The 21,105-nt window shown below is 68.8% G+C and carries 14 protein-coding genes; 6 read left to right on the top strand and 8 right to left on the bottom strand.

Annotated elements, in window-relative coordinates; all coding sequences use genetic code 11:
- Nucleotides 1–397 precede the first annotated feature (397 nt).
- The 3 genes from AOZ06_RS33665 to AOZ06_RS33655 are packed head-to-tail and all read right to left on the bottom strand — an operon-like array spanning nucleotide 398 to nucleotide 3,839.
- On the bottom strand, nucleotides 398–1,390 hold the full coding sequence (locus AOZ06_RS33665) for a crotonase/enoyl-CoA hydratase family protein (RefSeq protein ID WP_054293075.1): 993 nt from the start codon (nucleotides 1,388–1,390) through the stop codon (nucleotides 398–400).
- Nucleotides 1,387–2,166, bottom strand: a complete 780-nt coding sequence (locus AOZ06_RS33660) for a crotonase/enoyl-CoA hydratase family protein (protein ID WP_054293074.1) — start codon at nucleotides 2,164–2,166, stop codon at nucleotides 1,387–1,389. Before AOZ06_RS33660 ends, AOZ06_RS33665 begins: the two co-directional genes overlap by 4 nt.
- The gene (locus AOZ06_RS33655; protein ID WP_054293073.1) at nucleotides 2,163–3,839 is read right to left on the bottom strand and encodes an acyl-CoA dehydrogenase family protein; all 1,677 of its coding nucleotides are present in this window, start codon (nucleotides 3,837–3,839) and stop codon (nucleotides 2,163–2,165) included. Before AOZ06_RS33655 ends, AOZ06_RS33660 begins: the two co-directional genes overlap by 4 nt.
- Before the next feature lie 91 nt (nucleotides 3,840–3,930).
- On the opposite strand from AOZ06_RS33655, the gene AOZ06_RS33650 reads away from it, so the two are divergent.
- The 3 genes from AOZ06_RS33650 (at nucleotide 3,931) to AOZ06_RS33640 (ending at nucleotide 6,275) form a co-directional block, all read left to right on the top strand.
- Nucleotides 3,931–4,665: a PaaX family transcriptional regulator C-terminal domain-containing protein gene (locus AOZ06_RS33650; RefSeq protein WP_236951830.1), complete on the top strand. Its 735-nt coding sequence runs from the start codon at nucleotides 3,931–3,933 to the stop codon at nucleotides 4,663–4,665.
- A gap of 138 nt (nucleotides 4,666–4,803) precedes the next feature.
- Nucleotides 4,804–5,535, top strand: coding sequence for an HD domain-containing protein (locus AOZ06_RS33645; protein WP_054293071.1), 732 nt, complete (start codon nucleotides 4,804–4,806; stop codon nucleotides 5,533–5,535).
- Nucleotides 5,536–5,573: 38 nt separating this feature from the next.
- Entirely contained in the window at nucleotides 5,574–6,275 is a 702-nt protein-coding gene (locus AOZ06_RS33640) for a serine/threonine-protein kinase (RefSeq protein WP_054293070.1), read from the top strand.
- Nucleotides 6,276–6,314: 39 nt separating this feature from the next.
- Here the strand turns inward: AOZ06_RS33640 and AOZ06_RS33635 are convergent, their stop codons facing one another.
- Together AOZ06_RS33635 and gltB are read right to left on the bottom strand one after the other, a co-directional pair.
- Nucleotides 6,315–7,766 (bottom strand): glutamate synthase subunit beta, encoded by a 1,452-nt coding sequence (locus tag AOZ06_RS33635; protein ID WP_054293069.1) that lies wholly within the window; start codon nucleotides 7,764–7,766, stop codon nucleotides 6,315–6,317.
- Nucleotides 7,759–12,252 (bottom strand): glutamate synthase large subunit, encoded by a 4,494-nt coding sequence (gene gltB, locus AOZ06_RS33630; protein ID WP_054293068.1) that lies wholly within the window; start codon nucleotides 12,250–12,252, stop codon nucleotides 7,759–7,761. The genes AOZ06_RS33635 and gltB overlap by 8 nt, the downstream gene beginning before the upstream one ends.
- A 412-nt stretch (nucleotides 12,253–12,664) precedes the next feature.
- Between gltB and AOZ06_RS33625 the strand changes: the two genes are divergently transcribed.
- Entirely contained in the window at nucleotides 12,665–15,799 is a 3,135-nt protein-coding gene (locus AOZ06_RS33625) for an alpha-L-rhamnosidase (RefSeq protein ID WP_054293067.1), read from the top strand.
- Nucleotides 15,800–15,890: 91 nt separating this feature from the next.
- Nucleotides 15,891–16,799 carry a proteasome assembly chaperone family protein gene (locus AOZ06_RS33620; protein ID WP_054293066.1) on the top strand — a complete coding sequence of 303 codons (909 nt, stop codon included), beginning with the start codon at nucleotides 15,891–15,893 and terminating at the stop codon, nucleotides 16,797–16,799.
- Nucleotides 16,800–16,855: 56 nt separating this feature from the next.
- Here the strand turns inward: AOZ06_RS33620 and AOZ06_RS33615 are convergent, their stop codons facing one another.
- Genes AOZ06_RS33615 through AOZ06_RS33605 form a run of 3 tightly spaced genes read right to left on the bottom strand, consistent with a single transcriptional unit; the run spans nucleotide 16,856 to nucleotide 19,889 of the window.
- Nucleotides 16,856–18,148: an ABC transporter permease gene (locus tag AOZ06_RS33615; RefSeq protein WP_054297105.1), complete on the bottom strand. Its 1,293-nt coding sequence runs from the start codon at nucleotides 18,146–18,148 to the stop codon at nucleotides 16,856–16,858.
- Nucleotides 18,149–18,153: 5 nt separating this feature from the next.
- Entirely contained in the window at nucleotides 18,154–18,894 is a 741-nt protein-coding gene (locus AOZ06_RS33610; protein ID WP_236951829.1) for an ABC transporter ATP-binding protein, read from the bottom strand.
- Complete coding sequence (locus AOZ06_RS33605) at nucleotides 18,891–19,889, bottom strand: efflux RND transporter periplasmic adaptor subunit (RefSeq protein WP_236951828.1); 999 nt, start codon at nucleotides 19,887–19,889, stop codon at nucleotides 18,891–18,893. The genes AOZ06_RS33610 and AOZ06_RS33605 overlap by 4 nt, the downstream gene beginning before the upstream one ends.
- Before the next feature lie 307 nt (nucleotides 19,890–20,196).
- On the opposite strand from AOZ06_RS33605, the gene AOZ06_RS33600 reads away from it, so the two are divergent.
- On the top strand, nucleotides 20,197–21,000 hold the full coding sequence (locus tag AOZ06_RS33600; protein WP_054293065.1) for a hypothetical protein: 804 nt from the start codon (nucleotides 20,197–20,199) through the stop codon (nucleotides 20,998–21,000).
- Nucleotides 21,001–21,105: the final 105 nt, after the last annotated feature.

The raw sequence follows: 21,105 nt of genomic DNA, 5'->3' as shown, positions 1-21,105 counted from the left end.
AGCCAAGCCGAAGCCGAGAGCCGAGCAGAAAGCCGGAAGCGGAGGAAAGCAGAGCCAAGCTGGAAAGCGGCAGAGTCAAAGCCCGAAAAACCAAGAGCGGCGCCGATCTTACAAAGGGTGGAGGCGCCCGTAGGCTTGTCGGCCGCGGAGGGTACCGTCCCCATGCGGAATGCTGAGCTTTGGTCGACGAAGAGGGGCTCCTCCTCTACGCTCGAAGAGGGCGCCTCAGGGCCCCTTTGTCAAATCGGCGCCGCCCCGGCCCACCGAAGGGTCAACGACCACAGCATAGCGGCAAGCAACACGCCAGAGCGCCGACAATCGCAACAAGGGCGAAAAACGCCAAGGAACCAACAACCACAGAAGGTGAAAAACAAGCGGCCATAAGAAAACCGAAGAACTAAGAAGAACGCTTGTGGTCCCCGAAAAACTCATCCCGCTCGCGAACGGCCTGCCGAAACCCGACCTCGGCGGAGCGAAGCTGAAAAGAGTAACCCTCCCGAGTATGCCGGGAAATCCCATCGAAAACAGTACTGATCATGCCCGAGTTCTGAACACCCTGAGCCAGCAGCGCGGAGTTCAGAGCGAGCTTGACCATCATGAGCTGGTTGACGGGCATGGCGGCGATCTTCCCGACGAGCGACTCGGTCCGCTGATCGAGCTCCTCCGCGGGCCACGACTCAACGGCAAGACCCCACTCGGCAGCCTGGGTCCCAGCCAGGCATTCGCCGGTGAGCAGGAGCCGTTTGGCTCGCTGGTCGCCCAGCCGGTGAGCCCACATGCCAGCGGCCGGAACGCCCCACACCCGCGTAGGTGGGTATCCGATCTTCGTGTCATCGGCGCAAATGATCTGGTCGCAGTACAAAGCGATATCCGTACCGCCTGCCACGCAGAAACCGTGCAACTTGGCCACGGTCGGCTTGGTGGCGTGCAGCAGAGACGAGAATCCGCGGTTGAACCGGCTCATCATCGCGTAGTCGATCATAGGATCCCACGGCTCGGCAGCGAACGGATTGTGGTTGGCAGCCTGAACAGCCGGGTCGAGCACGGTCCCGCCGGTCGAAGGCGTTCCTTCGCTGTCGCTGAAATTTCGCTCGGCGGTCTCGAACAGGTCGTACCCGCCGCAGAATCCCTTTCCACGCCCGGAAAGGAGGATCACGTGGACGCGGGGATCAAGGTCGGCTCGTTCCACCGCCGCCGCTATGTCGCCGGGTGTTTCGGCGGTGATCGCGTTGCCGCGGTGCGGGCGGTTGAAGGTGATGCGTGCGATGCGGCCGTCGACTTCGTAGGTCAACGTCGAGTACTCGGCTTCCGACTCCGGTGCCGGGCGACCGGCGAACTTCGAGCCTTCGCCTTCGGTCCAGTTCTCGCGCCACGCGGCCGGGTCGCTCATGCGTCCTCCAAGCCACCGAAGGAACCGTGCCGTCCCGCACCGGCGGCGAACCGGCCCGCCCCGGTGACCGAGTCACTGGCCAGCGAAACCACACCGTGCTGCCATTCCGAACCAATGGCCGCGCCGATCGGAAGGTCGTGCTGGGCGTAACTGGAAAGCCGGTCCTGCCGCATGCAGACCTGTGGAAAACCCGCCAACTGCCGGGCCAGCTCAACCGCCTCGGCCAAAGCCTGCCCGGGAGCGCTGATCCGGTTGGCCAGACCCATCCGATGCGCCTCCTCCGCATCTACCGGGCGTCCCGTGAGGATCATGTCCAGCGCATGGGAGTGGCCGATCAGACGAGGGAGCCGGATCGTGCCGCCGTCGATCAGCGGCACACCCCACCGGCGGCAGAACACGCCGAACACAGCACCCGGGTCAGCGACCCGCAAGTCCGCCCAGATGGCCAATTCCAGCCCACCCGCCACGGCGTACCCGTCGACGGCCGCGATCACCGGCTTGCTCAGCAGCAGCCTGGTCGGCCCCATCCCAGCGGGCCCTTCACCCGGCGCGCCGATGTTCACCTCCCCGCGAGCGACAGCCTTGAGGTCCGCTCCCGCGCAGAACACGCCACCGCGCCCGTGCAGGACGGCGACGGAGGCTTCGTCGTCCTTGTCGAATTCCTCGAAAGCTTCCGTCAGCGCCGCCGCGTGCACGTGGTCGACCGCGTTGCGGGCCTCGGCCCGGTCGATGCTGACGATCGTGACCGGGCCGTCCCGGTCCACAACGACACTCATGAGCCCTCCGGCAGCGCCCGTTCGAGAATCCCGGTGACGTCGGATCCTTCCGGAAGCGTGCCGAACGCGTGCCCCCAGTCGCCACCCAGCCTGCTCGCGCAGAACGCGTCCGCGACGGCCGCGGGTGCGTGCCGGACCAGCAACGAGCCCTGCAGCGTCAACGCCATCAGCTCGACCATGCGGCGTGCCTGCCGCTGCGCCCGGTCGAGGTCCGTGGCCAGGGCGGTGAGTTCCGTGCCGAGACGGGTGACCGCCGCGTCCAGCCGGGAGTCGGCGCCGTGGGCGAGCGACAGTTCGGTCATGAGGGCTTGCGCCGCACCGGGTTCCTTGGCCAGCGCACGCAACACGTCGAGCGCGTTGACGTTGCCCGAGCCTTCCCAGATCGAGTTGAGCGGCGCCTCGCGGTAGAGCCTCGGCATGCCGGATTCCTCGACGTACCCGTTGCCGCCGAGGCATTCCAGCGCTTCGGCGGTGAACGCGGGCGCCCGCTTGGTCACCCAGTACTTGCCGATCGCGGTCGCGATCCGGCGGAAGGACTTCTCGCCTTCATCACCGCGGATCGCCCGGTCGGCCGCGCCTGCCAGCCGCAGCCCCAACGTGGTCGCGGCTTCCGACTCCACCGCCAGGTCGGCCAGCACGCCACGCATCAGCGGCTGGTCGATCAGCTTCGCGCCGAACGCGCTGCGGTACTTGACGTGGTGCCCCGCCTCGACCAGCGCCTTGCGGATCGTCGCCGACGAGCCCGCCACGCAGTCCAGCCGGGTGCAGTTGACCATCTCGATGATCGTCTTGACCCCGCGTCCCTCGGGTCCGACCAGCCACGCCACCGTGCCGTCGAACTCGGGCTCGGACGAGGCGTTGGACCGGTTGCCCAGCTTGTCCTTCAGTCGCGTGATCCGGAACGTGTTGCGGGTGCCGTCCGGCAGGATCCGCGGGACGAGGAAGCACGACAGGCCACCGGGCGCCTGCGCGAGGACGAGGAAGATGTCGCACGTCGGGGCCGACGTGAACCACTTGTGGCCGCGGAGGGTGTAGACGCCGTCCTCGCCGGTCGGTGTCGCGACGGTGGAGTTGGTGCGCACGTCCGAGCCGCCCTGCTTTTCGGTCATGCCCATGCCGGCGAGGATGCCGCGCTTGGTTGTCGGGATCCGCAGGCCCGGGTCGTACACGCGACTGGTCAGCAGCGGTTCGAACACCGCGGCCAGGTCGGGTTGGTGGCGCAGGGCGGGGATCACCGCGTACGTCATGGACAACGGACACCCGTGGCCCGCCTCGGTGTGGCCCCAGACCAGGCTGCCCGCGAACCGCACCACGTGCGCGCCCGCGCGCTCGTCAGCCCACGGGGACGCGGCGCCGCCCTCGGCGATCGCGACGCGCATGAGGTTGTGCCATGAGGGGTGGAAGTCCACCTCGTCGACGCGGTTGCCGTAACGGTCGACCGTGCGCAGCACGGGTTCGTTGGTGTTCGCTTGTTCCGCCCACAACTGGGCTTCCTCGCTGCCCGCCAGCTTGCCGAAGCGGCGGATGTCCTCCTCGGCCCAGCCCGCTCCTTCCCGGCGCAGACCCTCCAGCAGCGCGGTGTCCGCGGACGCGTCGTACGGCGAGTGCGGCGGCGGCTGGTTGGCGACCTCGTGCGTGGCGTACTGCTGCGCGGGCGACTGGGTGGCGGTCATCCGTCGACTGTTACAGATTTTCCGCGCTTGCACAAGAGTTGTAATGTCGGGTGTTGTCCCAGCTCATCGGGCCACGGGAGACAATGTGCAGGTGACAGCGGGCGAGCTCGACCTGAAACCGCTGAGCGCCAGGTCGGTGGTGCTCAGCGTGCTGCTCGGCATCCACCCGCCGCAGCTGCCCGTCCGCTACCTGGTCCGGCTGGCCGCCGAGTTCCGGATCACCGAACCGGCGCTGCGCGTGGCCCTCACCCGGATGACGGCGGCAGGAGACCTGGCACGAACCGGCAGCACCTACCGCCTGACCGAGCGCCTGCTCACCCGCCAGCGACGCCAGGACGACGCCATCCGCACCAGCACCCGCGACTGGCACGGCGAATGGGAGATCGTCGTCGTGACAGCCCTCGGCAGACCAGCGGGCGACCGCGCGGAACTACGTGCGTCGCTGTCCCGACTGCGATTGGCCGAACTGCGCGAAGGCGTCTGGACCCGACCGGCCAACCTCGTCCGCGCGCTGCCCCCGGACCTGGGCGTGCAGAGCTTCACCGGCCGCCCGCACACGGATGGAACCAAACTGGCCAGCACCCTGTGGGACCTGCCCGGCTGGGCAGCACGCGCACACACGTTGATGGGCCACTTCCGCGCGACGGACAGCAACGCCACCCGGTTCACGATCGCCGCCGCGATCGTCCGGCACCTGCTGGCCGACCCCGCCCTGCCCGCGCCGTTGCAGCCGCCGGATTGGCCCGCGGACGCGCTGCGCGGCCTGTACGCCGACTATCAAACCGAGTTGATGGCACTGGCGGACAGCGTCATGGCCCTCGAGTGAGGGCTACGTCAGTGCGACTGACCCGCGTGTCTGTTTCCGCGGGGTTTTCGTCCCCAATGCCATGGTGGTGCGAGGCCATCCTGGAAGTGCTGGGGCACTCGACTCGCCGGCCGGACGGCCTGACTGGGAGCAACAAAGATGCGTTCGTCCTTTCCTCGCCGCACCGTCATCGCCGCCACCGCCGCCACCGTGATCGGCGGTGGTGCACCGGCCGCGGCGGCGGCCACGCGTGGCGACCTCTCGTTACCCGACACCCGCGTTGCCCGTGCGGCAGCGCAACTCGTGGCTCGCACGCAAAAGCCGTACCTGCGCAACCACAGCCTGCGCAGCTATCTGTTCAGCCAAGCGGTCGCCGCGCGGACCGGTCAGGACTACGACGACGAAGTCTTGTTCCTCATCTGCGCGTTGCACGACATGGGAGCGACCAGCCTGGCGAACACGGGCCAGCGGTTCGAGGTCGACGGCGCCGACTTCGCCGCACGGTTCCTTGAGCGCAACGGCATCACCGACAGCCGCGTCGACACCGTGTGGGACGGCATCGCGTGGCACACCTCCTCCGGTTTCTCCGGCTCGCCGGTGTTCCGCCGACGCCGTCGACCGGAGATCGGGCTCGCGCACGCCGGCATCGGTATCGACGTCCTCGGTGGGCCCGATGACCTGCCTGCGGGATACGCCGAGCGTGTCCTCGCCGTGTATCCACGGCTCGACGGGATTCGTGCTCTCACCCAGGACCTGCTCAAGCAGGCCGTCGCCGACCCGCGCAAGGCGCCGCCGTTGACGTTCCCCGGCGAGATCCTGCACCAGCTGCGGCCCGATCTGCCTTACGCGACGTGGGACATGCTGCTCGCGGCCAGCGGTTGGCACGACTGAGGACAACGGTGCCGCCAGGCGGGTCTACGATCCGCGCCATGGTCGTGGGCCAGGTGCTGGCAGGTCGTTACGAGCTCGTGGAGCGCGTCGGCGGGATGGGTGAGGTCTGGCGGGCGACCGACCAGGAGCTGCGCCGGGACGTGGCGATCGAACGGGCAGTCAGCGGTGACGTGTGGCACGAGGTGCACCACCCGAACATCGTGGCGGTCCACGACGTCATCGACGACGGGGACGACCGCTTTCAGGTGATGGAGTACTTCCCGGCCCGCAGCCTGGCCGACATCCTTCACACCGACGGCGCACTGCCGCCGCGCGACGCAGCTGAGATCGGCGCGCAGGTCGCTGGCGCATTGGTCGCGATGCACGCCAAAGGCATGGCGCACCGTGACATCACGCCCGGTGACGTGCTCGTCGCCGAGGATGGCACGACCAAGCTGACGGGCCTGTGGTCCGTCGGGCCGCCGACGGACCTGTACTCACTCGGCGCCACGTTGTTCGCCGCGGTGGAAGGCACGCCGTATCAACCGCAGGCGGTGCCTCAGCGCGCTGAGGGCCTCGCCCCGGTGATCACCGGGCTGGTGCAGCCGGATCCGTCGAACCGGCCCACGGCTCAGCTAGCGCGGCAGATGTTGCTCAAGATCGCGGAACCGGCGCCGTATTCCCTCGCCGTGCGCGTGGGAATGGTGGCCATGTTCGTGGCACTGGTGGTGATCACCGTGCTCGTCGTCGTCGACAACTGAGCCTGGCCCGTGGCGCCGTTGCCAAGAGCCAGGCTCAGGTCAGGCGAGCGGCCTGTCGGTCGGGGCGATCGGGGCGGGCAGCACAGCGCGGTTCATCAGGTAGGCGTCCACCCCGGCAGCCGCTGAACGGCCTTCGGCGATGGCCCACACGATCAGCGACTGGCCGCGGCCCATGTCGCCCGCGACGAACACGCCATCGACGTTGGTGGCGAACGAAGCGTCGCGGGCGACATTGCCCCGCGGGTCGTAGACGACCCCGAGATCGTTGAGCAGGCCGTGCTGCTGCGGGCCGACGAAGCCCATCGCGAGGGTGACCAGCTGTGCCGGGATCTCCCGTTCGGTGCCTTCCACTGGCACGAACTTCCCGCTGTCCAGCTTGACGTCGACCAGCTTGAGCGACTGCACGTCGCCGTCGGCGTCCCCGAGGAACTCGACCGTGGACACCGCGTAGATCCGGTCGCCGCCTTCCTCGTGCGCCGAGGACACCCGGTAGACCATCGGGTACGTCGGCCACGGGTGGGCGTCCGAACGGACCTCCGGTGGCCGCGGCATGATCTCCAGCTGCGTCACCGACGCCGCGCCCTGGCGGTGCGCCGTGCCCACGCAGTCGGCGCCGGTGTCACCGCCGCCGATCACCACGACGTGCTTGCCCTTGGCGCTGATCGGTGAGCTGGCGAGGTCACCGCGTGCGACCCTGTTCGCCGGCGGCAGGTACTCCATCGCCTGGTGGACGCCCGTGAGGTCCCGGCCGGGGATCGGCAGGTCACGCCACGCCGTCGCGCCACCGGCCAGCACCACGGCGTCGTAGGACGTCCGCAGCTCGGTCGCCTTGACGTCCACGCCGACGTCCACGCCCGCACGGAACTCGGTTCCCTCCGCGCGCATCTGGTCGAGCCTGCGGTCCAGCCGCCACTTCTCCATCTTGAACTCGGGAATCCCGTAGCGCAGCAGGCCACCGATCGCGTCCGCCCGTTCCAGCACGGTCACCGAATGCCCCGCGCGGGTCAGCTGCTGGGCCGCCGCCAGGCCTGCCGGACCGGAGCCGACGACCGCGACTTTCCTGCCCGTCAACGCCGTCGGCACCTGCGGGGTGACCCAGCCCTCGTCCCACGCGCGGTCGATGATCGAGATCTCGACCCGCTTGATGGACACGGGATCGCCGTTGATCCCCACCACGCAGGCGGTTTCGCACGGCGCCGGGCACAGCGTCCCGGTGAACTCCGGGAAGTTGTTGGTCGCGTGCAGCCGTTCGATCGCGGCCAGCCAGTCGGACTTCCAGACCAGGTTGTTCCACTCCGGGATCAGGTTGCCCAGCGGACAACCCTGGTGGCAGAACGGGATCCCGCAGTCCATGCAGCGACCGGCCTGGCGCTGCGTGCGTTCGCCATCGAAATCCTCGTAGACCTCGCGCCAGTCCTTGAGCCGCAGGAAGACCGGCCGGGTGGCCGGGTTCTCCCGAGGTGTGGTGATGAAGCCCTTGGGGTCAGCCATGCGCGGCCTCCATGATCGCCTCGTTCACGTCACGGCCGTCCCGTTCGGCACGGGCCCGCGCGGCCAGCACGCGCTTGTAGTCCTTCGGCATCACCTTCGTGAACCGTTCCGGTGCCCAGTCGACCAGCAGGCCGTGCGCCACGGCGGAATCCGTCTCCGCCAGGTGTTTCCCGACGGTTTCCCGCAGGAACTCGCGGTCCGCGTCGTCCAGCGGGTCGAGGTCGACCATCTCGTGGTTCACCCGCTGCCTGGCGATGTCGAGCACGTACGCGACACCGCCGGACATGCCCGCCGCGAAGTTGCGCCCGGTCTGCCCGAGCACGACCACGCGGCCACCGGTCATGTACTCGCAGCCGTGGTCACCGATTCCTTCCACCACCGCGAGTGCGCCGGAGTTGCGCACGCAGAACCGCTCGCCGACCCTGCCGCGGATGAAGATCTCACCGCTCGTGGCGCCGTAGCAGATCACGTTGCCCGCGATGATGTTCTCCTCGGCCACGAACGTCGCCGACGGATCGGGCCGGACCGTGACCCGGCCGCCGGACAACCCCTTGGCGACGTAGTCGTTCGCGTCGCCGACGAGCCGCAGCGTGACGCCGTTGGGGATGAACGCGCCGAACGACTGGCCCGCCGTGCCGGTGAAGGTGATGTCGATGGTGTCGTCCGGCAGCCCCGCACCACCCCAGATCCTGGTCACCTCCGAGCCGAGCATCGTGCCGACGGTCCGGTTCACGTTGCGCACCGGCAGTTCCAGGCGCACGCGGTCGCCCGCGGACAACGCGCCCTCGGCCAGCTGGATCAACGTGTTGTCCAGCGCCTTCTCCAGGCCGTGGTCCTGGGTGACGACCTGGTGGCGGGACGCGCGCGGCGGCAGGTCCGGCACGTGGAAGATCGGCGTCAGGTCCAGGCCCGCCGCCTTCCAGTGGCCGACGGCCTTGCGGGTGTCCAGCAGCTCGGCGTGCCCGATCGCCTCTTGCAGCGACCGGAAACCGAGCTGTGCCAGGTATTCGCGGACCTCCTGGGCGACGAACTCGAAGAAGTTCACCACGTACTCGGCCTTGCCGCTGAACTTCTCCCGCAGCAGCGGGTTCTGCGTGGCGACGCCGACCGGGCACGTGTCCAGGTGGCAGACGCGCATCATGATGCAACCGGACACCACCAGGGGAGCGGTGGCGAACCCGAACTCCTCCGCACCCAGCAGCGCGGCGACGATCACGTCACGGCCGGTCTTGAGCTGGCCGTCGGTCTGCACCACGATCCGGTCGCGCAACCGGTTGGCCAGCAACGTCTGCTGGGTCTCGGCCAGGCCGAGCTCCCACGGGCCACCGGCGTGCTTGATCGACGACAGGGGAGACGCGCCCGTGCCGCCGTCGTGCCCGGAGATCAGCACGACGTCCGCGTGCGCCTTGGACACCCCGGCCGCGACCGTGCCGACCCCGACCTCGGACACCAGCTTGACGTGGACCCGCGCCTTCGGGTTGGCGTTCTTCAGGTCGTGGATCAGCTGCGCCAGGTCCTCGATCGAGTAGATGTCGTGGTGCGGCGGCGGCGAGATCAGCCCGACGCCCGGCGTGGAGTGCCGGGTCCGCGCGATCCACGGGTACACCTTCGCCCCCGGCAGCTGCCCTCCCTCGCCGGGCTTCGCGCCCTGCGCCATCTTGATCTGGATGTCGTCGGCGTTGACCAGGTACTCGCTCGTCACGCCGAACCGCCCGCTCGCGACCTGCTTGATCGCCGAGCGGCGCAGGTCGCCGTTGGCGTCACGGGTGAACCGGTCCGGGTCCTCGCCGCCCTCGCCGGTGTTGGACTTGCCGCCGATCCGGTTCATCGCGATCGCGAGGACCTCGTGCATCTCCTTGGAGATCGAGCCGTACGAGATCGCGCCGGTGGCGAACCGCCTGACGATGTCGGAGACCGGTTCGACCTCCTCGATCGGCACCGGCTCACGGCCGGCTTTGAAGTCGAACAGGCCACGCAGCGTCATCAGCCGCGCGGACTGCTCGTCGACGCCGCGCGTGTACTCCTTGAAGATCTCGTAACGGCCGCTGCGCGTGGAGTGCTGGAGCTTGAACACCGTCTGCGGGTTGAACAGGTGCGCCTCGCCCTCGCGGCGCCACTGGTAGTCCCCGCCGGTCTCCAGTTCGCGGTGGCTCGGGCGGACACCGTCGGGCGGGAACGCCTTGCGGTGCCGCTGCGCCACCTCCTCGGCGAGCACGTCGAAGCCGACGCCGCCGAGCCGTGAGGTCGTCCCGCTGAAGCAGCTGTCGATCACCTCGTCGCCGAGGCCGATCGCCTCGAAGATCTGCGCACCGGTGTAGGAGGCCACAGTGGACACGCCCATCTTGGACATGGTCTTGCGGACACCCTTGCCCAGCGCCTTGATCAGGTTGCGGGTGGCCTGCTCGGCCGTCTCCGCCAGCGCCATCTCCTCGACACTGGCCATCGCCAGGTACGGGTTGACAGCGGCGGCACCGTACCCGATCAGCAGCGCGATGTGGTGCACCTCGCGTGCGTCACCGGCCTCCACGAGCAGTCCGACCTGGGTGCGGGTCTTCTCGCGGATCAGGTGGTGGTGCACGGCACCGGTCAGCAGCAGCGACGGGATCGGCGCGTGTGTCTCGTCCACGCCTCGGTCGGACAGGACGATGAGCCTGGCGCCGCCCGCGATCGCCTCGGACACCTCGGCGCGGATCTCGTCGAGGCGTTGCTTGAGCGCGTCGCCGCCACCGTTCACTCCGTACAGACCGCGCACGGTGAACGTCTGGAACCCAGGCAGGTCGCCGTCGTCGTTGATGTGCACGATCTTGGCCAGCTCGTCGTTGTCCAGCACCGGGAAGGACAGCGAGATCCGGCGGCACGCGCTGGCCGGGGTGGACAGCAGGTTCGGCTCGGCGCCAACCGACGTGTGCAGCGAGGTGACCAGTTCCTCGCGGATGGCGTCCAACGGCGGGTTGGTCACCTGCGCGAAGAGTTGCGTGAAGTAGTCGAACAGTTGCCGTGGCCGCTGCGACAGCGGCGCCAGCGGCGAGTCGTTGCCCATCGACCCGATCGGCTCGGCGCCGTTGGCGGCCATCGGGCGCAACAGGACGTTGAGCTCTTCCTCGGTGTAGCCGAAGGCCTGCTGGCGGCGCACCAGCGAAGCGTGTGTCGGCACCTCGCGCTCGCGGCGCGGCAGTTCCGCCAACTGGATCACACCGGCGTGCAGCCATTCGCCGTACGGCTGCGCCGCGGCGAGCTCGCCCTTGATCTCGTCGTCGTCGATGATCCGGCCGGCCACGGTGTCCACGAGGAACATCCGGCCCGGCTCGAGCCTGCCCTTGCGGATCACGCTCGCCGGGTCGATCTCCAGCACACCGGCCTCGCTGCCGAGCACGACCAGACCGTCCTCGGTGACCCAGTAACGGGCCGGACGCAGTCCATTGCGGTCCAGCACGGCGCCGATCAGCGAGCCGTCGGTGAACGAGACCAGCGCCGGTCCGTCCCACGGCTCCATCAGGTTCGAGTGGTACTCGTAGAAGGCGCGCCGCGCCGGATCCATCTCCTCGTGGTTCTCCCACGCCTCGGGGATCATCATCAGCACGGCGTGCGGCAGGCTGCGGCCGCCGAGGTGCAGCAGCTCCAGCACCTCGTCGAAGCTCGCGGAATCGCTGGCGCCGCGCGTGATCACCGGCAGGACGCGCTCGATGTCGCCGGGGATCAGGTCGCTGGACAGCATCGACTCGCGGGCGTCCATCCAGTTGCGGTTGCCGCGCAGGGTGTTGATCTCGCCGTTGTGTGCCACATACCGGTACGGGTGCGCCAGCGGCCACGACGGGAACGTGTTGGTGGAGAACCGGGAGTGCACCAGACCGATCGAGCTCGTCACGCGCTCGTCGGTCAGGTCCGGGAAGAACCGCTCGACCTGGGGCTCGGTCAGCATGCCCTTGTAGACGATGGTGCGCGCGGACAGGCTGGGGAAGTACACGTCGGCCGCGTGCTCGGCCCGTTTGCGCACGACGAACGCCAGGCGTTCCAGGGCCAGGCCGGTCACGCCGTCGGCGGCCAGGAACAGCTGGCCGAAGTACGGCATGGTGGTCGCGGCGGTCGGGCCGACGTGGTCGGTGTCGACGGGCAGTTCGCGCCAGCCGAGCACCCGCATGCCCTCCTCGGCGGCGATCGCCTCGACCGCGCCGACGGCGTCGGCTCTCGCCGTGCCGTCGACAGGCAGGAAGGCCGTGCCGACAACGTATTCGCCCTCGGGCGGCAGGTCGAAGCCGGTGACGGCGGCGAAGAACTCGTGCGGGACCTGGATCAGCAGCCCGGCGCCGTCGCCGGTTTCGGGTTCGGCGCCCCGAGCGCCTCGGTGCTCCAGATTCCGCAGTGCGATCAGGGCTTTGGCCACGATGTCGTGGTTCTTGCGGCCGGCGAGATCCGCGACGAACGAGACGCCACAGGCGTCGTGCTCGAACTGTTCGTCGTACAGGCCCTCGGTCTTGTGGCGGGTCACAGCAGCGGCCCTCCCAGGGGAACTATGGGGGCTGGTGCCGCACGTCGTTGTGCGAGAAGGGTCGCCTGGTTCCCGGATGGCGGGACGGCAGGCTGCGCAGGACAAGATGCCCGGGGTCTTCCGGGGGTTCTCGTGACAGTAATGTGAACACACGGTTATGCCTGATGTCACGTGGGAAATCCCACGCGGCGGTTGACAGTTACCGGCGCGCGGTGCTCAACTGGCTCATTCCACGATGTGGACGGGTCTGTCCCGTGATCCGCCACCCTCCGATCCACTCCCGTCGAACGTGGCCTGCGCGACAGCGATGCTCTAGCATCTGAATCCATTCCCACGCTTCGACGGGAAGTGCCGCAGTGCACGATTGAAACGTTTCAACCCACTGCCGGCTTCAACGGGGAAGGGTGCAGCGATGGAGATGAACCGCCGGGTGTTCCTGCGTGGTTCGGCCGTGAGCGCGGGGGCGTTCGCGATGCCGGCCGGTACCGGGCAGGCTGATCAGGTGAGCGAATCCGGCGGACGAGCGGCCATGGCGGTCGAACGGACCACTGTGGAGTACGCCGAAACGTTGCTCGGCACCGATGTGGCCGTCCCGCGGCTGTCGTGGGTACTCGTTTCGGGGCTACCCGGTGCCCGCCAAACGGCCTACCAGGTCCGGGTGCGCGGAATCTGGGATTCCGGCAAGGTTTCCTCGGCCGAGTCGGTCGGCGTCCGCTACGGCGGACCGCCGCTGCGCCCGCGTACCCGCTACGAGTGGCAAGTCCGCGTATGGGACGCCAACGACCGCGTATCGGACTGGTCGCCGGTGCGCTGGTGGGAGACGGGACTGCTCGGCTCGTCGTGGGTCGCGCGCTGGATCGGTGCGGCCGCACCGGAAGCACCGCCTGCCGTGGACGGCGCGTCCTGGATCTGGTCGGCCACCGCGCCCACCGAGGCCCGCTGGTTCCGCACGTCCTTCGACATCGCGGGACCCGTCACCCGCGCCAGGATCGTCGCGACAGCCGACGACGACTTCACCCTCTACATCGGCGGAACCCAGGCACTGCACGCTCCCCAGGCCACCGACAGCTGGAAGACGGCCTTGACCGCGGACGTGACCGGCCTCGTGCGCGGCGGTCGCAACGTCATCGCCGCTGTGGCAACGAACCGCGGCACGCCGGGGTCGACGAACCCCGCCGGGTTGCTGGTGCGGATGGTCATCGACACCCCCGCCGGTCAACGGACTGTGATCACGGGACCGGACTGGAAGGTCGCTGAGACGGAGCAAAGCGGATGGCAGCAGCCGGGATTCGATGACAGCGGGTGGCCGGCGGTGACCGTGCTCGCGCCCTACGGCCAAGGCGTGTGGGGCACGAACGTCTCCGTCGCCGTACCGGAAGCTCCCGCGCCCCTGCTGCGCAAGGAGTTCAAGCTGAGCAAGGGCGTGACCAAAGCGCGGCTGTACATCAGCGGCCTGGCCTACTACGAGGCGACGGTCAACGGTTCGCGCGTCGGCGCCCAAGTGCTCGACCCCGGGTTCACCGACTACGACGAAACCGTCCTGTACGCCACGCACGACGTCACCCACCTGGTCAAGCAAGGCGACAACGCGCTGGAAGTCCTGCTCGGCCGGGGGTTCTACGGTCTGGTCACGCCGAACGTGTGGAACTGGCACAAGGCGAGCTGGCACGGCGAACCGCGACTGCTGGCACAGCTGGAAATCGAGCACCCGGGCGGTGCCGTGACCACCATCGCCTCCGGCCCCGACTGGAAACTCGCCGAGAGCCGCACGGTCACCAACTCGCAGTACGCGGGGGAGACCTACGACGCGGGCAAAGCCATCGTATGGTACCAATCCGCGGTCATGGATGCTCCACACGGGACAGTCCGGGCCCAGCAACACGAACCGATCCAGGTCGTCGACACCATCACGCCGACCGTGCGCGAGCTGCGTCCAGGCGTCTACATCGCCGACATGGGACGCACGATGTCCGGCTGGACCGAGCTGACCGTACGCGCCCCGGCGGGAACCGTGATCCGCATGCAGCACGGGGAACGGCTCAAAGCCGACGGCACGGTGCAATGGGAGAACGGCCTCGTACCGGGACGGCACCAGACCGACGAGTACATCTGCGGGGGCACGGGCGTGGAGACGTGGGAGCCGAAGTTCTCCTACAAGGGATTCCGCTACGTCCAGGTGACCGGCGCGCGGCCGGAGGCGTTGCGCGGCAAGGTGGTGCAGTCGAGTGTTCCGGACACCGGCACCTTCCGGTGCTCCGAGCCGTTCTTCGAGCAGCTCGACCGCGCGATGCGGCGTACTTTGCGCAACAACCTGCACGGCATCCCCACCGACACCCCGATGTACGAGAAGAACGGCTGGACCGGTGACGCCCAGCTCGGCGCGCCCGTGATGATGTACGCGTTCGGGATGGCCCGGTTCCTGACCAAGTGGATCAACGACCTCGGCGACAGCCAGAACGACGCGGGCCAGCTGCCGGTGATCGTGCCGAGCGGGGGATGGGGCTACCAGGAACTCGCGCCGTCCCCGGAGTGGACCACGGTGTACCCGTTCATGGTCAGGGAGATGTACCGGATCTACGGCGACACCGCGCTCGCGGCCACGCACTGGACAACCCTGACCCGGTACCTGGACTGGGAGATCGGCCGTCTGCGGGACAACCTCGCGATCACCGCGCTCGGTGACTACCTGCCACCGGGATACGGCGGCAACCCGCCCGAGGACACGAGACTGACCGCGACGGCGTACCTGTACCGCGCGTTGATCGGGACGGCTGAGCTCGGGGAGTTGTTGGGGCACAGCGACACCGCCGCCAGGTATCGCTCCGTCGCCGAGGCGTGCCGTACGGCGTTCAACGCGACCTTCCTCGTGGACGGTCGTTATCGCACGGCGAAGGACCCGGACTACCGGCAGACGTCCAACGCCATCCCGCTGATGTTCGGCCTGGTGCCGCCCGGATCGGTCGCCCAGGTGGTCGCCAGTCTCGTCGCCGACATCAAGGCGCGCGGCAACCACCTGAACACCGGCGCGCTCGGGACGAGCGTCCTGTTGCGCGCGTTGACCGCACACGGCCATCCCGACGTCGCGCACGCGGTGGCCACGCAACGGACATACCCGAGCTGGGGTTTCTGGTTCGACAACGGCGCCGACACGATGTGGGAGATGTGGCACGCGGACTCGCGCTCACGCGACCACTACTTCCAGGGCACCGTCGTGCAGTGGTTGTACGAGAACGTCGCAGGCCTGCGGCCCGGCGATGACGGTTATCGGCGGTTCACGGTCAAACCGGACGCGCGGGTCGGGGTGACCTGGGCGCAGACGTCCGTGCAGACTGTGCGGGGCCTGGCATCGGTGGCGTGGACACGCGTGGAGTCATCGGTGCGGGTGACCGTCGGTGTGCCAGTTGGCTCGTCAGCGGAGGTTTTTGTCCCGGGAGTGGCACGTCGACGGCCGCCGGGGGTGGAATTCCTGCGCGATGAGGCCGGGTTCCAGGTCTTCCGGGTACCGCCGGGGCGGTGGGTGCTCACCGGTGACGTGGATCACCCTTAGAAGTCCCCTAAATCGGGCGACCCGGAATGGTTCCGGGGTCGGCACGCGTTGTAATAGTCGTTGAGGATTCTGGTCGCGTGCTTGGAGGCTTGTGGTGCTGGAGCCGGAGAACCTGTATGAGGTCGACTCGGACGTGCCGGACCTGACCGGTGCGGTGCTGCTGCACCACTTCGACGGCTTCATGGACGCGGGATCGGCGGGTGCGGCGCTGGTGGAGCAACTGCTGTCGGCGTACGAGAACAGGGTGATCGCCCGGTTCGACATCGACGGCCTGCTGGACTACCGCGCCAGGCGGCCCGCGATGACGTTCGTGCAGGACCACTGGGAGGACTACCAGACGCCGGAGCTGGTCGTGCGGTTGCTGCACGACCAGGTCGGCACCCCGTTCCTGCTGTTGAGCGGCCCGGAGCCGGACTTCCGCTGGGAGGCGTTCGTCGAGGCGGTGCGCCAGCTGGTCGAACGGTGGGGCGTGCGGCTGACGATCGGGGTGCACGGAATCCCGATGGGCGTCCCGCACACGCGTCCGCTGGGCCTGACCGCGCACGCCACCCGCCCGGACCTGGTGTCGGACTACCGCCCGATGTTCAGCCGCGTGCAGGTGCCCGGCAACGTCTCCGGCCTGCTGGAACTGCGGCTGGGCGAGTCGGGCCACGACGCGATCGGTTACGCCGCGCACGTGCCGCATTACCTTGTGCAGTCGACGTACCCGGCGGCGGCACTGGTGCTGCTGGAGGCGTTGAACCAGTCGACCGGCCTGGTGCTGCAGCCGGGAGCGCTGACGGAGAGCTCACGCCGCGCGGACGAGGAGATCGCACGCCAGGTCTCGGAGTCCGACCAGGTGGCCGAGGTCGTGGCGGCGCTGGAGCAGCAGTACGACGCGTTCACCTCCGCCAAGGAGGAGGACAACCTGCTGCTCGACCCCGACGACATCCCGACAGCCGACGAGCTGGGCGCGGAGCTGGAGCGCTTCCTGGCCGAGCAGCAGGGCAAAACCGACTGAAACCCTCGTGAGTGGTTCGGCCGGTTAGAACCGGCCGAACCACTCACGAGGGTTTTTCAGGCTCGCATCACGGTGGCGATCGGGATTCGGGCCGCCCGGATCGCCGGGACCAGGCCGCCGAGCAGCCCCGCGACCAGACCGGCGATCACGCCCGCCACCCCGGCCTGCCAGGGGAACACGATGTCCTGCACGGACGGGAACCGCCCGGCGAACATGCCCGCGCCGACCTTGATCCCCAACGCCCCCACGCCGATCGCGGCGGCTGCCGTCATCAAGCCGGTCAGCAACGTCTCCGCGAGCACGATCCCGGCCAGCAGGGCACGCGGTGTGCCCACGGCCCGGCGCAGCGCGAACTCCTCGATGCGTTCACCCACCGTCGCCAGCCCGACGTTCAGGATGCCCGCGGTGCCGATCAGCAGCACCAGCGCCGCCATCCCCAGGAAGATCATCCGCATCAGCGAGAGCTGGTCCTCGATGCGTTCCCTGGACTTGACCGTGTTGACGTAGATCTCGTCGGCCTTCATGCCCTGGCCGATCAGCCGTGCCTTCAGCGTCTGCTCGAACCCGCTCGCCTCGGGCGTCATCATGATCTGCAGAGCCATGTTCGGGTCGGCCAACGCCTTGGGCGGCATCCAGTTCAGCAGTTCGTCCAGCCGGATGTACGCGACCGGGCCGTATCCCTCGCCGTCGTCGACCACGCCGGTGATCTGCGGGGTCGCGTCGGCTGTCGCGCCGTCGACGTGCATCTGGGCGGGCACCCGGTAGCGCTCGAAGCCCTTGGCCGCTTCCTTGTTCAGCACGATCTTCGGCGCGAGCGACGGCGCCGTGCCGAAGTCCAGCCACTGGCCGGCCTCCACCCGGAACGCGCGGAACTGCCTGATGTCGCCGGTCAGCGCGACCAGCCTGACCTCGATCGCCTTGCCCGGCGGTGCGTTCGTCGACGCCGCGGGACGGCAGCCGCTGGCGTCGCAGACGAAGCTGCCCCGTCCACCGCTGTCGAGGTGGTCGAACGGCGCGCCGCCGGGATTCACCGGCGACACGTTCGGTTCGCCGATGACGGCGTTCTTGTGCAGCATCGCCACCGCGTCCGCCCTGCCCTTGATCGTGTCGACCACGATCGGACCGGCTTTGTCGTTGGGCGGCAGGTAGAGCTGCAGCGTGCCGTCCTTGGCCATGCTCAGCTCGGAGTCGGCCAGCAGTTGCTTCTGCGCGAACTCCGACCCGGCCTGGACCACCACCACGGCCAGCACACCGAGGAACAGGCTCAGCATGGACAGCAACGTGCGCAGCTTGCGGGCCCGGATGCCCTGGCCGCCGATGATGAGCGCGGACCGCAACCGGCCGGACATCCCGATCACACGACCACCTGTTCTTGTGCGACAGCGAGTTTGCCGTCGGTCAGCCGCAGCACCGTGCCCATCTTGTTGGCGTGCGCGTGGTCGTGGGTGACCAGGATCAGCCCGCAGCCGCGCTGGGTGGCCGAGTGCAGCGCCTCGATCACGAGGTTGCCCGTCTCGGTGTCCAGTGCGCCGGTCGGCTCGTCGGCCAGCAGGATCTTCGGGTCACGCACCAGCGCGCGGGCGATGGCCACCCGCTGCTGTTCACCGCCGGACAGCCGGGGCGGCTTGCTCTTGGCCAGGTGTGCGATGCCGACCTGGTCGAGCGCCTCCATCACGCGGGTGCGGCGCTTGCGCCGGGCCAGCCAGCCCTGGCCGTTGACCAGCGCCATCGCCACGTTCTGCGCCGCGGTCAGGCTCTTGAGCAGGAAGAACCGCTGGAACACGAACCCGAACCGGGCACTGCGCAACGCCGCCGCCTTGCGCTCGGCGATCCGGGAGATGTCGGTGCCCTCGAGCAGGTACTGGCCGCCGTCCGGCCGGTCGAACAGGCCGATCAGGCTCAGCAGCGTCGACTTGCCCGAGCCGGACCGGCCGAGGATGGCCACGCTTTCACCGCTGTGCAGCGACAGGTCCACGCCGCTGAGGATGGTCCGCGGCTGCTGCTGGCCCTTGAGCGTCTTGGTGATCCCGTTGAGCTGGATCAGCGCCGGTGCCGCTGGTTGTGGCGGGATCGGCTGGGTCATGTCCAGGGTCACTTGCCCGGACCTCCGGGCGAGTTCGGGTCCTGCTGCGCGGGCGGCAGGTTCGGGCCCGGCACGGCGACGGTCTCGTCACCGACCAGTCCGGACTTGATCTGCACGACCTTGCCGTCGGTCAGGCCGAGCACGACGTCCTTGGTCACCCGCTCGCCGCTCGGGCCGAGCACGTCCACCTTGCCCTTGCCCTGGCCACCGGCGACGGCCTCGACGGGAAGCACCATCACATTGGCCGCCTTCTCGGTGACGACCTCCAACGTCGCCTCGGCGCCGTTGATCAGCTTCAGGTCGGACGGCGCCGTGCAGACCAGCCGCATCCCGGTCGCCTCCGACGGGTTCGGCTTGTTCTCCTCGGGCTTGCCGTTGCCCGGTGGGGGAGCGGGGTTGGTGACCGGGCCACCGCTGGGTGGCGGGGTCGCGGGGTTCTCGGCGGGCGGCGGATCCGGGATCGTGCCCGCGGGCAGCGCGGCGATGGTGCCGAGCACCGCGCACGGGAACGGGCCCGGCCCGTTCTTGATCTGCGCCTGCACCGAGGACAACGCGTCGGACAGCTGGTACGCCTGCTCGCCCTTGATCTCGGCGACGAGCCCGTAGCCGACGTGCTTGGCCGACGCGATCGGCTGACCCGCGGTGACCGTGGCCTTGTCGTCGGCCAGCCGTCCGCTGAACGTCGCGCCTGCCGGGACGTCCACGGCGGTCGGCTTGCCGTTGGCGAAGACGTTGGCGACCTTGGTCGGTTTCGCCGGCGTCTTCTCCGGCGTCTTCACGTCCAGGTACCTGACTTGGCCCGCGACCGGGGACACCAGCCCGAACACCGGGTTGATGGCGACCTTGCCGCTCAGGCTGACCTTGCTGGTCAGGTCCTGGCGGGTGGGCTTGGCCGTGGTCATCTGCGTGCCGCGCGGCGCCAGTTCGGGGGTGGGCTTGTCCGACCCCGACGTACTGCACCCGGCCACGACGAACAGTGCCACGGTGAGCGCGGAGAGTATGCGCACCAGATGACTCCCAGTGTCCGTTACATGGTGATTCATTCACAATGACGCTCACGGGCCACGGGAGGTTGCGTCGAGCGTCACGGCGCAACACGGTTTTTGATCTTGCACTGTCCCCCAGGCTCAGTCAGGCTAACGGGGAGGACTCGCGCGCCGGAGGAGGGGGACACTGAGCGATCAGAGCGTCACTGCGGGAGACGACCTCGATTCCCGGGTAGACCGGCTGCCCACCACCATCGCGCCGTCCGAGCACGCGGAATACCGTGCCCTCGCGCGCAAGTGGCTGGCCGCCGCCGGTCGGGGATCCCCAGTGGCACACAGGATCACGGTGGGACGCGGCTTTCTCAAGCTGCTCGCCGCCGGAGTATGGGGTGTCGACGCCGGGTGGCGCGGTGAGGTGCGCGACCTGGTGCACGCGTTGCGGCCGAGCGAGGACGACCAGGCAGGCACGCCCGGCGAACAGCTGGACGAGCTCTACGCGCTGATCGCGATCGGCTTGGCGTTGTTGTTGCAGGAAGCAAATCTGCACGGCAGCGCGGGCGCGGACCTGATCGCCAAGTCGGCGTGGGACGAGACGCAGGAGCTCGCGGCGTTCGCCGACGAGTCGGTGGTCGACCGGTTCCTGGTGCACTCGACCCAGCTGCACGCGCGCGTGGCGACCGAGTCGCAGGTGCAGGCCGTCGTCGAGCTGGCGATGGCCGCGGCGGACGACCCGAACGCGGAGCTGGTCGCGGCACTGGAAGCCGAAGGTCTGCACGCCGAGCTGATGGAATCGGTGTGGGTGATCGACGGCGACTTCCGCACGCCACTACGTGCCGCGGCACGCGCCGCCACGATCATCGGCAGTCCGTGTGTCGTGCTGGCCCGCAACACCAAGAAGTCCACAGTGTTGTTGTGGCGTGACTCGGTGCTGGCGATGGCCGATTCGGCCGTGCCCAGGTGGCGCGTCTACCGGATCGTCCCGCCGACCACCCCGCAGTCGAAGTTCGGTGGCGGGGAGGGATTGCCGTCCACCCGTGACATCTTCCCGCTGGCGCCGGCGCCCGAACAGGTCCGTGCGCTGGCCGACCAGGCGGGTGTTCAGCTGCCGATGCTGCTGGCAGCCCTGCGCTGAGTGCCGTGACCAGCCCGGCTACGATGCGTGGCCAGGGCTGATCACGATCGTGTGTGGGGGTAGGCCGTGAGAGTGGTGGCAGGCAGATACGCCATCCGCGACGAG

Origin of the sequence: Kibdelosporangium phytohabitans (assembly GCF_001302585.1) — a bacterium.
Classification (GTDB): Bacteria; Actinomycetota; Actinomycetes; order Mycobacteriales; family Pseudonocardiaceae; genus Kibdelosporangium; species Kibdelosporangium phytohabitans.
This window is presented reverse-complemented; position numbering and strand designations above follow the sequence as displayed.

Bases quoted from the DNA above. Each gene is read 5' to 3' on its own strand.
- AOZ06_RS33625 (WP_054293067.1), top strand. From the start codon at position 12,665: ATGGAGATGAACCGCCGGGTGTTCCTGCGTGGTTCGGCCGTGAGCGCG.
- AOZ06_RS33660 (WP_054293074.1), bottom strand. From the start codon at position 2,166: ATGAGTGTCGTTGTGGACCGGGACGGCCCGGTCACGATCGTCAGCATC.
- AOZ06_RS33645 (WP_054293071.1), top strand. From the start codon at position 4,804: ATGCGTTCGTCCTTTCCTCGCCGCACCGTCATCGCCGCCACCGCCGCC.
- AOZ06_RS33655 (WP_054293073.1), bottom strand. From the start codon at position 3,839: ATGACCGCCACCCAGTCGCCCGCGCAGCAGTACGCCACGCACGAGGTC.
- AOZ06_RS33665 (WP_054293075.1), bottom strand. From the start codon at position 1,390: ATGAGCGACCCGGCCGCGTGGCGCGAGAACTGGACCGAAGGCGAAGGC.
- AOZ06_RS33635 (WP_054293069.1), bottom strand. From the start codon at position 7,766: ATGGCTGACCCCAAGGGCTTCATCACCACACCTCGGGAGAACCCGGCC.
- AOZ06_RS33615 (WP_054297105.1), bottom strand. From the start codon at position 18,148: ATGTCCGGCCGGTTGCGGTCCGCGCTCATCATCGGCGGCCAGGGCATC.
- AOZ06_RS33640 (WP_054293070.1), top strand. From the start codon at position 5,574: ATGGTCGTGGGCCAGGTGCTGGCAGGTCGTTACGAGCTCGTGGAGCGC.